This is a genomic window from Arcicella rosea (assembly GCF_014204325.1).
In the GTDB taxonomy this organism is placed as follows: Bacteria; Bacteroidota; Bacteroidia; order Cytophagales; family Spirosomataceae; genus Arcicella; species Arcicella rosea_A.
Map to the genome: position 1 here is coordinate 1 of NZ_JACHKT010000020.1, position 14,050 is coordinate 14,050.

Below are 14,050 nucleotides of genomic sequence, written 5' to 3' on the forward strand. Positions count from 1 at the left end.
CACCTCTTCCCATCTCGAACAGAGAAGTTAAGCCCAGTTCCGTTGATGATACTGCAATCATATGCGGGAAAGTAAATAAACCCCAAAAATATTAAAGACAACGAGCTACCTTATAAGTAGCTCGTTTTGCGTTTTAAGGCAAAAAATAGTTATAGCTATTAAATTTCACTATTATTACTTAGTGAATATTTAAAATATCATTGTGTAAAAGAATTATTTACTATTCCTTTGCATTTTTATAATAAAGAATCAACATTCTACTTTATGTAGATTGAATTAACCAAGTAACCTGATGGGAAACTTCTTTTTAGAAATTCATAAGTATAGGTACTTGCTAAAACGAAGTCTTGAAAAGAGACTCATTCTGTCTTATTCTACTGTTGAAAATAAGTATGATAAGTGCAAGATGATGATGTATGGAATTATTCTTTTACAATTTATTGTACCATTTGTTTTATCAGCTAAAGAATATCAAGCCCAAAGAGGAGTTTTAGACTTGGGAAAGCATGATTTTATAAAAGGAAGTACCGATTTACGAGGCCCTTGGGCTTTTTATTGGAACCAGTTACTAAATCCAGATGAAATCACTTTTAAAACTAAGCCTAATTATTATACTGATTTAACTAAAGTTTGGAATATACACGAACAATTAAATATTCCTTATAAAGCTTTTGGAGTGGCTACTTACACTTTAGATGTAATTATTGATCACAAAAAAAATCCATCCCTCGCTTTCTTTCTCCCTGCTACTTATTGTACTTTCAATTTTTGGGTAAATAACCAACTATTCGCTCTGAATGGAGTCGTTTCCAAAAATATAGATGAGTACAAACCGCAATGGCTACCCATTTTACGAAATTATTACGCAACATCTGATACTTTGAAATTAGTCCTTCAGATTGCGAATTTTGAGCATTATAAAGGGGGGATTTCACAAATGATTGTTCTGGGTGATGATGAAGTAATGAAAGAACTCAGAGAGAGAGAAATTGCCTCTGATTTACTTCTGACTGGAGTATTATTTATGGGTAGTTTGTTTTTCTTTGGACTCTATTTCATGGGACAACGTGAGCGTGAAATACTTTACTTTGCTCTCTTTTGTTTGTTCTTTATTTATCGGATTATTGGTGTTGACAAGCAATATTATTTACATCATCTTTTCCCCAATTTGAATTGGTACTTCACGATTTATGTTGAATACTTCGCCATATTTTTCTGCATTTTTATTTTCACCTTGTTTTTAAAAGACTTATATCCAGACGAAACTAAAGATTGGTTTATCAAGTTTGTTAGCATTTCAAGTCTGTTTTATATTGGACTTTTGGTATTTACTCCAATTTATTTTTTCACACTTGCTTCGCAGTTATTTTTAATCGTGGTTTTACTTTTTATTGGTTATAGTTTTTATGTGGCAATTCGTGCTTTGATTAATAAAAGGGTTGGATCTAAATATGCTTTTTTGAGTTTTGTGTCGCTCGGACTTGCGATAGGTTTAACCATTCTCAGTTATTTAAAAGTAGTTGATACATCGCCTTTCTACTTCATTTTTGGTTTTCTTGGTTTTATTTTCTTTCAAAACCTTATTTTGTCATATCGGTTTGCGTACTCTTTGCGAAAAGCGAAAGAGCAAGCAGAACAGGGAGGAAGAGCAAAATCTGAATTTTTGGCGAATATGAGCCATGAAATTAGAACTCCATTGAATGGAGTAATAGGTTTCGTGGATTTATTGATGAAAACTAAATTAGACAATACTCAAAAACAGTATATGTCAACCGTGTATCAGTCGGCAAATTCACTTTTAGATATTATTAATGATATTCTGGATTTTTCTAAAATTGAAGCTGGAAAGCTTGAGCTTTCGATAGAACAGTACGATTTATACAAGCTTGGTGAACAAGTAATGGATATTATTACTTATCAAGCGAACGAAAAAGGACTTGAAATTTTATTGAATATCCAGCCAGATATTCCCCGTTTTATTTGGGTTGATTCGGTTCGATTGAGACAAGTATTGGTAAATCTTTTAGGAAATGCTGTAAAATTTACCAAAACAGGAGAAATAGAATTGAAAATATCAATTTTGAACCCAGAACTTGAAAATGGGATGAAATTCAGATTCCAAGTAAGAGATACTGGCGTTGGTATAGATGCTAAAAATCAGCAAAAAATATTTACTGCTTTTTCACAAGAAGATGCTTCAACCACCAGAAAATTCGGAGGCACTGGTTTAGGGCTCACAATTTCAAATAAGCTTTTGGGGCTGATGGGAAGCCAATTGCAAGTAGAAAGTGAAATAGGTGTTGGAAGTACTTTTTTCTTTGATATTTCATTGAAAACAATGGAAGGAGAAGCCATTGAATGGAATAATGATTTAGAAAAAGTTGAAAATATTTTAATCGTTGATGATAATGCTAATAACCAAGTGATTTTAAGAGAAATGTTAGCATTAAAGAGTATTTCGTCTGACCAAGTAAGTAGCGGAAAAGAAGCGGTGAATTTACTTCGTTCAGGAAATCGATATGATGCTATTTTGTTAGATTACAAAATGCCTGAGCTCGATGGTATTGAAACTGCGAGAATTATAAGAGAAGAACTTAATATTTCCACAGATAATCAGCCAATAATGCTTTTATATAGTTCTTCAGATGATTATGAAATTACGAAAGCTTGTGAAGAATTGGGCATTAAACAGCGGTTGGTAAAACCAATAAAAATTCAACAATTATATGTTGCCTTGCATGAATTGATTAATAAAGTAGAACCAGTAGAAAATACTTTAATAGAGGATAAATCTACTGTTTCAAGTGAAGTGCATAAATTAGGAAACATTAAAATACTTATTGCCGAAGATAATCCTATCAATATGTTACTGGCGAGAACAATTTTTAGTAGGCTATTTCCTAATGCTAAAGTAGTTGAAGCCGTTAATGGAAAAATTGCAATTGAGTTATTTAAGGAACACCAGCCTGATATTATTTTTATGGATGTTCAGATGCCTGAAATTGGTGGTTATGAAGCAACCAAAATTATTAGGACACTTGAAAAAGGAGAAAAGAGAATACCAATTATAGCACTTACTGCGGGAACTATTTTAGGAGAGAAAGAAAGATGTATTGAAGCAGGCATGGACGACTATGTTACTAAGCCAGTTTTAAAAGCTACTATCGAAAAAACAGTATATAAATGGCTTGTTCAAGATTAGAAAGGTTCTAAATCATTGTGTTCACATTGTTGGAATAAAAGTTATATTTCCATAATTTTGGAAAAAATAACAATTTTATCAATATGAAACCCTTTTTTCTTCCCCTTTTACTCATAGCTACTTTTACATTTGGTCAAAAAACATCCGTTGATTATAGCAAAGTTAAAGAACTTGATGAAGTAGAAGTTAAAGCCTTTAGAAAAGATGGAAATAATTTAGGCGATGTTCATAACAGCTATATTTTTTCTGGGAAAAAATATGAAGTAATTGCTGTCAGTAATCTTAATGCGAATATTTCAGAAAAAACAGGCAGACAAATTTTTGCAAAATTAGCTGGTGCTTTTGTGTATGATATGGATGGCTCTGGAAATCAAATGAATATTTCTACTCGTGGACTCGACCCGCACCGTAGTTGGGAATATAATGTTCGCCAAAGTGGAATTATGACGAATAGTGATATTTATGGCTATCCAGCCAGTCATTATAGTCCGCCGATGGAATCTATTCAAAAAATTGAATTGGTGCGTGGTACTGCTTCTTTACAATATGGTGCACAGTTTGGAGGAATGATAAATTATATCACAAAACAGGCAGACTCTACCCAAAAAATATCTTTTGAAAGTATTAGTTCTATGGGTTCTTATGGACTTTTTAGTACTTATAATGCCATTGGTGGAAAGATTGGAAAGTTGAAATATTATGGTTACTTCCAGAAAAGAATTTCGGATGGTTATCGAAAAAATGCTAACTCAGATGCTGAAGCTCAGTTTTTAACCTTAGAATATGAATTTTCTTATAAATTAAAAGCGAAGGCTGAAATCGGAAGAAGTACTTACGTTTTCCAAATCCCTGGACCATTGACAGACGAAATGTTTAATCAAAATCCAAGACAATCAACCAGAAGTAGAAATTATTTTAGTCCTGATATTATTGTTCCTTCGCTTTCTTTCGATTGGAAAATTAATGAAAACACACAGTTAAATTGGATAAACTCTGCCGTTTTAGGGACAAGAAGTAGTGTGCAAATTGTAGCTTTAGCAACTGTACCAGACGTGATTGACCCAGCGACAGACCAATACAAAAACCGTCAAGTAGATATTGATAATTTTTATAGTTACTCTTCTGAATTACGTTTGACGAAGTATTATTCTATCGGAAATTTTAAAAATACTTTAGTTGGTGGACTTCGATACATCAATAATGATTTGCATCGCCAACAATTGGGAAAAGGAACAACAGGTACAGATTATGATTTAACTTTAGTTGACCCCGTTTGGGGAAGAGATTTACATTATAAAACACAAAATGTAGCTGTTTTTGTAGAAAATATCTTTTACGTTTCGCCACGATTTAATATTTCGCCAGCCTTCCGTATAGAAAGTGGCGTTACTAAAATGTCGGGATATATTAGATATTTAGCTTCAGAAAAAGTACCAAATGAAATAAAACATTCTTTCCCACTTTTTGGTGTGAATACTCAATATAAGTTAAATAATCACCTTAAAATTTATGGAGGTTGGTCACAGGCATATCGACCAGTGATTTTCTCGGACATTATTCCGCCAACGGCTTTGGATGTTACTGACCAAAATCTTAAAGATGCTTCTGGACATAATATTGAAATCGGTATCAGAGGAAACCATCATCAAAAAATAAATTTTGATATTACTTATTTCCAGATTCAATACAATAACCGTATCGGAAGTTTAATTTTGCCTGATGCCAACGGAAATAATTTTGTGTATAAAACTAACGTGGGCAGTAGTTTGACAAAAGGGTTGGAAGTATCGATAGAAGCAAAGCCTCTTCAAACAAAAAATAGCGAAATCTCTGTTTTTACAGCAACATCCTATTTTGATGCTTTCTATGAGAAAGGTTCAGTTGTTTTGAATGGAGAAAATAAAAGTATTATAGGCAATCGTTTAGAAACAGTACCGAAGTGGATTAGTAGAAATGGATTAACGTTTGCACATAAAACATTGAGTGCTACTTTGCAGTATAGTTATGTGGCAGATAGTTACTCAGATGCTTTGAATACTGAAAAGCCAAGTGTGGATGGTGCAAAAGGTTTGGTGCCAGCATACAGTATTTTTGATTTTAATGCTTCCTTGAAAATTGCTCAGAACTATACTCTTAAATTAGGCGTGAATAATTTTACTAATACTCAATACTTTACCAAACGCCCGACAGGTTATCCTGGAGTGGGAGTTTGGAGTTCGGATGGAAGAAGTATTGTAGTTACTTTGCAGTTTAAGATTTAAGAAGGTAGAACGAGTTTCCAACTCGTTGTTTATTTAAACGAGTTGGAAACTCGTTCTACTTATCTGAATTTTCCACGTTCATATTGTACGGGCCATTGCACATCTTTTTGTCCTAATTCGGCAGCGGCTCTCAATGGGAAATATGGGTCACGAAGTAATTCTCTTGCTAAAAAGATTAAATCGGCTTGACCTGTTACGAGAATTGATTCTATCTGTGTTGAAGTCGTTAATAATCCCACAGCACCTGTTAAAATACCAGTTTCTTTTTTGATATTTTGGGCATAAGATACTTGATAAGCAGGAGCAACAGGGATTTTTGCATAATGAATATTTCCACCTGTTGAAGTATCAATCAAATCAACGCCAATACTTTTTAGAATATGAGCTAATTTGATAGAATCATCTTCATTCCAACCGCCTTCTGCCCATTCTGTAGCTGAAATTCTAACAAATAAAGGAAGCGTTTCTGGCCAAACAGTTTTTACTTCTTCGATAATTTCTAATAAAAAGCGAATTCTGTTTTCAAAAGAGCCACCGTATTCATCTGTACGTAGATTACTTAATGGCGATAAAAACTGATGAATCAAGTAACCATGAGCTGCATGAATTTCAACAACAGAAAAACCTGCTTTCAAACTTCTTTCCGCTGCAAGTTTAAAATCATTTACAATTGTTTTAATCTCGACTTTTGTTAATGCTTTGGGTAATCCGTAGGTATCATTAAAAGGTATTTCGCTTGGTCCAACTACTTGCCAACCACCATCGACTTCACTTACCAATTTGCCCCCCTTCCATTGTGAAGAAACACTGGCTTTTCTGCCTGCGTGGGCTAATTGAATTCCAGCTTCTGCTCCGTTGGCTTTGATGAAAGCTGTAATTTTTTGTAAACCTTCGATGTGTTCATCTTTCCAAATTCCTAAATCGTCGGGTGAAATCCTACCTTCTGGCGAAACTGCTGCGGCTTCTGTAATGACTAAGCCAGCACCGCCTACGGCTCTACTGCCTAAGTGTACAAAATGCCAATCGTTCGCAAAGCCATCAAAAGAAGAGTATTGACACATCGGAGAAACAACAATGCGATTTTTTAAAACAATGTCTTTGATTTTTATAGGACTAAATAATAGTGACATATTAAGAGTTGTGAATTGTGAGTGATGAATCTAACATTACTTTAATGGATAAAAAAACGTCGTTTATTTTATACAGATGATACTTAGTAATGGAACGATTTTGTGATTTTAGAATAGATACGTTATCTATTTTCTTTCTGAGAAATATCCATTTTTAAATTATAATGTATAATTATTCAGCATAGTTCAATTTTGAACGTTAGTATATTTGATAAGTAAAATCAAATCGGAGTGATAAAATTCAGTTTTTTTGCTTATACTTATTTTAAATATTCTATCAATTAACTAAACTTACCAAAAACACATGGGACGATTTTCAGGAAAAGTGGCTTTAATAACAGGAAGTAGCAAAGGTATTGGTCGTGCAATTGCCGTTCGGTTTGCTCAAGAAGGTGCAAACGTAATTATTAATAGTAGAAATAATGATGAACACGTAGCTGAAACAATCAGACAAGTAGAGGAAACAGGAGCGAAGGTTCATTTTATTAAAAGTGATATTTCAAAAGTGGAAGTTGTGTATGCAATGGTCAAAGAAAGTGTAGAAGTATTTGGTAAATTAGATATTCTGGTGAATAATGCTGGCGTTGAAATTAATGCACCTTTCTGGGAAGTGACAGAAAAGGATTATGATACAGTAATGAATATTAATTTGAAAGGAATGTTTTTCTTGACACAGGCTTTTGTACGCTACATGATGGAAAATAATGTTGTTGGCGTAATTGTGAATAACAGTTCTGTACATGAAGAATTACCTTTCCCGAATTTTACGGCTTATTGTGCAAGTAAAGGTGCGATGCAAATGGTGATGCGAAATTTAGCAGTTGAATTAGGTCCTTTGAATATCAGAATCAACAATGTGGCACCAGGGGCAATCAAAACGCCAATTAATGCTGATTTATTAAGTAAACCCGAATTGTTAGGAACGCTTCAAAACAATATTTCACTTCGTAGATTAGGAGAGCCAGAAGATGTAGCGGGCGTTGTGGCTTTTTTAGCATCTGATGATGCAAAATATGTAACGGGTTCTACTTATTATGTAGATGGGGGCTTGACTTTTCATTATACTGAGCAATAAAGATTTGACAATTCATAAAAACGTTATGAATTGTCAAATAAAAAAAACTCAAACCGTTTGTAACCACATCGGCTGAGTTTTCAATATTTCTTGATGAATAATGCAGTTCTCATCATGAGCACCCAATAAATAGCCAGTACTCATCAAAAATTCATTTACAATTTCTCCACCAGTAAATTTGAATGTCTTCTTAAATAATTTTACCCACTCTTCCTTGGTTTTAGGATGATGAACATTCAGCCACTGTTTGAAAGAACCATATTCTTTTTGAAGTACCAAAATTGTTTTGGCGTTTTCTATGGCTGCATTTACTTTTAAACGATTACGAATAATTCCTGCATCTGCCAAAAGTCTTTCTCTATCGGCTTCGGTATAAGCGGCGACAATTTCGATATTGAAATTATCATAAGCTTTTCTGAAAGATACTTCTTTCTTCAATACAGTTTCCCAACTTAAACCCGCCTGATTGATTTCAAGAACAAGCCTACAAAACAATTCATTATCGTCGTCTATAGGAAAACCATATAGTTTGTCGTGATAGGCTTTATGCAAATCCCTTCTTTCATCCGACATATATGCTATTGCGGTACAATATGACATGGTAGTTTTTTAGTGATTATTTTGAATGATTAAATATTAAGTGATAATAAAAAAAGGGTTTTTTATAAAATGCCCCAACATTGTACTTTTCAAAAAAAGATAAATGCTTATTATTCAATTTTGAAACAATCTGAAAGTATTTTTCAAATAGAATAAAACCATTTTTAATTCAATCAAAAATAAAGACAATTCGGTAATTTCATCTCTCTCAAATTTCGTCATATAGTTTTAATTTTTTTCATCTGTTTATGTTTCTAATAAAAATTGGATAATTTTAGCTTATTATTGAAGTGTTTATAAGGTATTTATGATTAAAGTAGATAGAATTCCAAGTGATGAAGCTGAATTAGCTCAATTGTGGATCCGTTTTAGAAGTGGAGACGGAGATGCCTTTGATAGCATTGCTGCTTTACGTTACCGAGAATTATACAACTATGCTACTCGTTTTACGAAAGATACTGAATTAGTCAAAGATTGTATCCAAGACCTTTTTCTTGAATTATGGTCTAGAAGAGAAAATCTGGTAGAAAATCCCTATGTTACTGTTTATTTGATAAAATCACTTCGTAATAATTTACTCAGAAAGTTGAAAATCCAAAAACGCTTAGGCAATTCTGTTGATATACAGGATGATACCTATGCTTTTACTGATGGATTAACCGTTGAAAGTGAATGGATTGCGGAAGAGTTTTTACACGAAAGTGAGCAAACCATCCGTCAGGCAATTGCCCAACTGCCTAAACGCCAACAAGAAGTAATATTTTTGAAATATTATGAAGGCTTATCTAATGAAGAAATCGCTTCAATTATGGATATTGAAAAGCAAACTGTTGCCAATTTCCTTTATCGTTCTTTAACTCAATTAAAGAAACATTTCCCTTCCATCATCAAATTGCTTCCAATGCCTTTTTTTAAATTACTCTGTCAGTTACAATAATTTTTTAAAAATAATTCATAGAAAAGGAGTATGAACAAATCATATCGTACTGTTTCAGTATATAAGGATTGTAAAATGCAATTTTATCTATGCAGGATTATACTAATTACACAATAAAAGACTTCATTTTAGATGATTCTTTTTGCCGATGGGTACTCAGAAATGCTTCTGAAGATGCAGTTTTTTGGGAAAAATGGACTCAAGAGCATCCTCAACATGCTGAGGTTGTTGCTGATGCTTGTGACTTAATTAAAAAAGTACGTGATGCACAAGATAATTTATCTGAAAATGAATTGCGTGAAGAATTAAAGCGTTTGACAAAAAGCAGAAAAGAAATGGATGCTAGTCAAGTTGCTGTTAAAACAACACCAAAATTGTCATTGGCTTGGTTATGGAAAGTGGCGGCAATACTTGTTATAAGTATTGCTGGATTTGTTTTCTATCTATCAAAATATTCTTCTTTCCCTTTTGGGAATTATTATTCAGCTTATCAACAGCGTGTTGAAAGTAAGAAAGATTTATTTCAAGAAGTACTCAATGATGATAAAACACCTAAAGTTGTAAGTCTTCCAGATGGCAGTAAAATAATTTTGAAAATGGGTAGCCGTGTGAGCTTTCCTAAAGTTTTTTCAGAGAAACGACGTGATGTTTATCTGAGTGGAGAGGCTTTTTTTGATGTGGTGAAGGATCCGACAAAACCTTTTGTGGTTTATGCGAATGAACTCGCTACAAAAGTTTTAGGGACAAGTTTTACGATTAGTTCTTATGAAAAAGATAAAGAAGTAAAGGTAATTGTTAAAACGGGACGAGTATCCGTATTTTCATTGAATAAAGAACAAGAACCAGCCGAACAATTACTGACAGAAGAAGCCGAATTGATACTTACTCCAAATCAACAAGTGGTATTTAATCGTAATGAAAACCGTTTGAAACGCTCTCTTGTAGCCATTCCTGAACCAATAAAACCTATTTCAACTGTTCACAAATCCTTAATATTCGACCGTACACCTATTAGTCAGGTATTTGATTCACTCGAAGAAATTTATGGTATTTCTATTACCTATGATAATGAATTATTATTGAAATGTCAGCTTACGGCGGAGTTAGAAAAAGGAAAACTCTTCGAAATGTTAGACCTAATCTGTAAAGCTATTGAAGCCCGATATGAGCTAATCGACGGTCAGGTAGTAGTTTATGGAAAAAGATGTAATTAATAAAAAACTCAATTAAAACAACCAAAACTTAATTAACTATGAAATAAAACAATCTACGATTATCAACCCCGAAAAAAGCCGAAGATGCTCCAACATCTCCGGCTTGTATTTCCCCAATTTATTGCTGACAACAACTCCCAACTTTATAAAAGTTGGGCTGAGGGGATTTTTTGCTAAAATTTTAACAAAAGACCATTCAATTTATGAAAATTTTCACAGAATCAATCAAGATTTTTCTAAAAATCATGCACTTTTCCTTTTACCAGGTTTTATTGATAGTTATGTGCAGTACGTTAGCGATTGCACATGAAAACCGTGGACAAGAATTTCTCAATCAAAAGATTACCTTGAAATTAGAAAATAAAGTACTGGAATCTGCCCTTCGTCAAATCAAGAAGTCTACTTCTGTAGGCTTTATTTACAGTCCACAGATGATTGGGGTCGATAGAACAATCTCAATTAATGTTCAAAATGAATCATTGAAAGAGGTTTTATCAAAATTATTGACACCGCTAGAAATTTCTTACGAAGTTTCGGGGTCAACAATTGTGCTTAGACATATACCTAAATCAAGTTTAATTTCATCTCATACGCTTAATTTTTTATCCATTACTTCACAGCTTGAAAAAACGGTGACAGGAACAATTGTTGATGAGAAAAACCAGCCAATGCCCGGCGTAAATATTGCTATTAAGGGAACTACAAGAGGAGTGACCTCGCTACCTAATGGTAAATATTCAATCCAAGTCCCAAACGGAAATAATACTTTGGTTTTTTCATTTGTGGGTTATTTGACACAAGAAATTAGCATCAATAATAGAGCACAGATTGATATAGCGATGAATCTTGATATGAAAGCCTTGGATGAGGTTATAGTAGTAGGTTATGGCGAACAAAAGAAAGAAAGTGTGGTAGGAGCTATCACCACCGTAAAAGTAAATGATTTGAAATCTGCTGCACCACGTTCGTTGAATAATGTTTTGGCGGGTAAAGTAGCAGGAGTAATTGCTGTTCAAAGAAGTGGCGAACCAGGTTATGATGATGCTCAATTTTGGATTCGGGGAATCAGTACATTCGGAGCAGGAGCTTCTCCGCTTGTGCTTGTTGATGGTGTTGAAAGACCAATCAACAACATCGAACCAGAAGAAATCGAAACTTTTTCAGTGCTAAAAGATGCCTCTGCAACGGCAGTATATGGAATTAGAGGTGCAAATGGTGTAATATTAGTAACTACGAGACGTGGCACAAACGATAAACCTACCATTAGTTTCAAATATGAAACAGGCGTAAACTCGGCAACGAGTAAGCCAAAATTGGTAGATGCACCAACCTATCTTGAATTATACAACGAAGCTCAATTAGCCTCAAATCCTAATTATGTAACACCTTATACACCTGCCGTCATTGAAAAATATAGGTCAGGTGTAGATCCATATTTGTATCCAAATGTTGATTGGTTGGGTTTAATGTTAAAACCAAATTCAAAAACAAGAAGAGCAAACTTAAATATTAGCGGTGGTTCGGCTTCGGCGAAATACTTTATTTCGGCTACTTACTACGATGAATCTGGTATTTGGAATGGCGATAACTTGAATACTTACAATACCAATGCAGGTTTGAAAAGATATAATTTCAGAGCAAATACTGATGTTAAATTAAGCAAGAATACAGAATTGAAATTAGGGCTTGGTGGTATTTTAATTACTTCTAATTATCCAGGTGGCGGAAGTTCAGCAGCGATTTGGAACGATATTATGTTCAACACGCCCGTTGGTTATTCGCCAACTTATCCACTTGCTGATAGTAAGTCAGGCTTTGTGTATGGTGGTGTAAACGGAATTACTAATCCATATACTTCTTTAACAGGAAAAGGCTTTGCTACCGAATGGCGAAATAATATTCAATCAGATATTACAATCAATCATGATTTATCAAACTTGGTGAATGGCTTGAAGGTTTCAGGAAAGTTTGCATTTGATGGCTATAATTTCCATAATATTCAAAGAACCAGAGCCAATGTTGATACTTATATTGCTACTGGAAGAGCCGCTGATAGTTCATTGATACTGAACAAATTTGTGACTGGGAATGCAGATTTAGCTTTTGCTAAGTCATCAGGAGGAAATAGAAGAATATATATGCAAGCGAATCTTAACTATGATAAAACGATTGGCAATCATTCAATCAGCGGGCTTGTGTTGTACAATCAACAGGATTATCAAAGTGCAGATGCTAATGATGCAATCAGTTCTTTACCTTCAAGATTACAAGGTTTGGTTGGGCGTATCTCGTATAGTTATAAATCAAAATACTTCTTTGAATATAATGCTGGTTATAATGGCTCTGAAAACTTTGAAAAAGGTAAACGTTTCGGTTATTTCCCTGCTTATGCAGTAGGTTGGATTATCTCGCAAGAACCTTTTTTCCATAATAATTTATGGTTACAATATTTGAAACTAAGAGGTTCTTACGGACATAAAGGAAATGACCAAATTGGTGGACGAAGATTTGCTTATTTGACGACAGTAGGTGGAGGAAACGGTGAATATAGATTCGGTATTGATGCTAATAATATTTTTGGTGGTAGAGGTGAAGACCAATGGGGAGCCGACCTTACTTGGGAAAAAGAAGTAGAAACAAACCTAGGACTAGAAGTGCGTTTTTTAAGAGGATTTTATTTACAAGCAGATGTTTTCAAAAGACACCGTACTGGAATTTTTATGCAAAGAAATTCACTTCCAGCCATTATGGGACTTCAAAATAATCCTTGGGGAAATATCGGAGAGTTTGAAAATAAAGGGGTTGACGGTAGTTTAGAGTACAATAAAAAAATAGGAAGTGTAAGCCTTGCTTTAAGAGGAAATGTAACATACACTAAAAATAAACTATTGAATGATGACGCTCCAGATTGGAAATACACTTATCAAAATAGAAGAGACAAGCGTTATCAACAACCTTTTGGTTTAATTGCTGAAGGATTGTTTACCAGTGAAGAAGAGATTAAAAACTCACCAACTCAAACATTTGGTGCTGTGCGTGTTGGTGATATTAAATACAAGGATTTCAACGGAGATGGTATCGTAGATTCATTTGATGAAGTAGCTATTGGTAATCCTTCTACTCCGGGGACAATGTATGGTTTTGGTTTTACTGTTGGCTATAAAGGTTTTGATGTTTCTGCTTTCTTTCAAGGTGCACAAACGATGGATTTTATGCTTGGTGGAACAGGATGGTTTCCCTTTGTTGAGGGTGGAATTCGTGGAAACGTAAATGCTAATGCTGTAAACCGTTGGACGCCCGAAAACCCAAGTCAAGATGTGATTTTCCCAAGACTTTCCTTTGGCCCTAATAATAACAATTATCGTTCTTCTACTTGGTGGCAAAGAGACGCTAGTTATCTACGATTGAAATCGGCAGAAATCGGTTATACGCTTCCTAAAAAACTGACTAAAAAGCTGAATGTAAACACTTTTAGAGTGTATGTTGCAGGATTTAACTTGCATACTTGGAGTGGCTTTACTTTCTGGGATCCAGAATTGGGTGATGGAAGAGGTTCTGTATATCCTATTCAAAAGAATTTTAATGTAGGTGTAAATATCAATTTGTAGCACTAGTTAAATAGTAAAATAAA

8 protein-coding genes and 1 rRNA gene are annotated in these 14,050 nt (G+C 34.0%); 7 read left to right on the forward strand and 2 right to left on the reverse strand.

The window, feature by feature from the left end:
- The 3 genes from rrf to HNP25_RS13585 all read left to right on the forward strand — a co-directional run.
- A 5S ribosomal RNA gene (gene rrf / locus HNP25_RS22130) occupies positions 1-88 on the forward strand; the annotation flags it as partial.
- A gap of 204 nt (positions 89-292) precedes the next feature.
- Positions 293-3,202, forward strand: coding sequence for a response regulator (locus tag HNP25_RS13580; protein ID WP_184134942.1), 2,910 nt, complete (start codon positions 293-295; stop codon positions 3,200-3,202).
- Between the two features lie 83 nt (positions 3,203-3,285).
- Positions 3,286-5,463, forward strand: coding sequence for a TonB-dependent receptor family protein (locus HNP25_RS13585; protein ID WP_184134944.1), 2,178 nt, complete (start codon positions 3,286-3,288; stop codon positions 5,461-5,463).
- Positions 5,464-5,522: 59 nt separating this feature from the next.
- Here the strand turns inward: HNP25_RS13585 and namA are convergent, their stop codons facing one another.
- On the reverse strand, positions 5,523-6,593 hold the full coding sequence (gene namA, locus HNP25_RS13590) for an NADPH dehydrogenase NamA (protein WP_184134945.1): 1,071 nt from the start codon (positions 6,591-6,593) through the stop codon (positions 5,523-5,525).
- Between the two features lie 304 nt (positions 6,594-6,897).
- Between namA and HNP25_RS13595 the strand changes: the two genes are divergently transcribed.
- Positions 6,898-7,668, forward strand: coding sequence for an SDR family NAD(P)-dependent oxidoreductase (locus HNP25_RS13595; RefSeq protein ID WP_184134947.1), 771 nt, complete (start codon positions 6,898-6,900; stop codon positions 7,666-7,668).
- 48 nt (positions 7,669-7,716) lie between these two features.
- Here the strand turns inward: HNP25_RS13595 and HNP25_RS13600 are convergent, their stop codons facing one another.
- Positions 7,717-8,268: a DNA-3-methyladenine glycosylase I gene (locus HNP25_RS13600; protein ID WP_184134949.1), complete on the reverse strand. Its 552-nt coding sequence runs from the start codon at positions 8,266-8,268 to the stop codon at positions 7,717-7,719.
- Between the two features lie 307 nt (positions 8,269-8,575).
- On the opposite strand from HNP25_RS13600, the gene HNP25_RS13605 reads away from it, so the two are divergent.
- The 3 genes from HNP25_RS13605 to HNP25_RS13615 all read left to right on the forward strand — a co-directional run bounded on the left by HNP25_RS13605 (position 8,576) and on the right by HNP25_RS13615 (position 14,027).
- On the forward strand, positions 8,576-9,205 hold the full coding sequence (locus HNP25_RS13605) for an RNA polymerase sigma factor (RefSeq protein ID WP_184134951.1): 630 nt from the start codon (positions 8,576-8,578) through the stop codon (positions 9,203-9,205).
- Positions 9,206-9,294: 89 nt separating this feature from the next.
- Positions 9,295-10,419, forward strand: coding sequence for a FecR family protein (locus HNP25_RS13610; protein ID WP_184134952.1), 1,125 nt, complete (start codon positions 9,295-9,297; stop codon positions 10,417-10,419).
- A gap of 281 nt (positions 10,420-10,700) precedes the next feature.
- Positions 10,701-14,027 carry a TonB-dependent receptor gene (locus HNP25_RS13615; protein WP_184134954.1) on the forward strand — a complete coding sequence of 1,109 codons (3,327 nt, stop codon included), beginning with the start codon at positions 10,701-10,703 and terminating at the stop codon, positions 14,025-14,027.
- The last annotated feature ends 23 nt before the right edge of the window (positions 14,028-14,050 follow it).

What these genes read in the sequence shown, in the direction of transcription:
- HNP25_RS13580 (WP_184134942.1), top strand. Translation starts at nt 293, where the DNA reads ATGGGAAACTTCTTTTTAGAAATTCATAAGTATAGGTACTTGCTAAAA.
- HNP25_RS13585 (WP_184134944.1), top strand. Translation starts at nt 3,286, where the DNA reads ATGAAACCCTTTTTTCTTCCCCTTTTACTCATAGCTACTTTTACATTT.
- namA (WP_184134945.1), bottom strand. Translation starts at nt 6,593, where the DNA reads ATGTCACTATTATTTAGTCCTATAAAAATCAAAGACATTGTTTTAAAA.
- HNP25_RS13595 (WP_184134947.1), top strand. Translation starts at nt 6,898, where the DNA reads ATGGGACGATTTTCAGGAAAAGTGGCTTTAATAACAGGAAGTAGCAAA.
- HNP25_RS13600 (WP_184134949.1), bottom strand. Translation starts at nt 8,268, where the DNA reads ATGTCATATTGTACCGCAATAGCATATATGTCGGATGAAAGAAGGGAT.
- HNP25_RS13605 (WP_184134951.1), top strand. Translation starts at nt 8,576, where the DNA reads ATGATTAAAGTAGATAGAATTCCAAGTGATGAAGCTGAATTAGCTCAA.
- HNP25_RS13610 (WP_184134952.1), top strand. Translation starts at nt 9,295, where the DNA reads ATGCAGGATTATACTAATTACACAATAAAAGACTTCATTTTAGATGAT.
- HNP25_RS13615 (WP_184134954.1), top strand. Translation starts at nt 10,701, where the DNA reads ATGTGCAGTACGTTAGCGATTGCACATGAAAACCGTGGACAAGAATTT.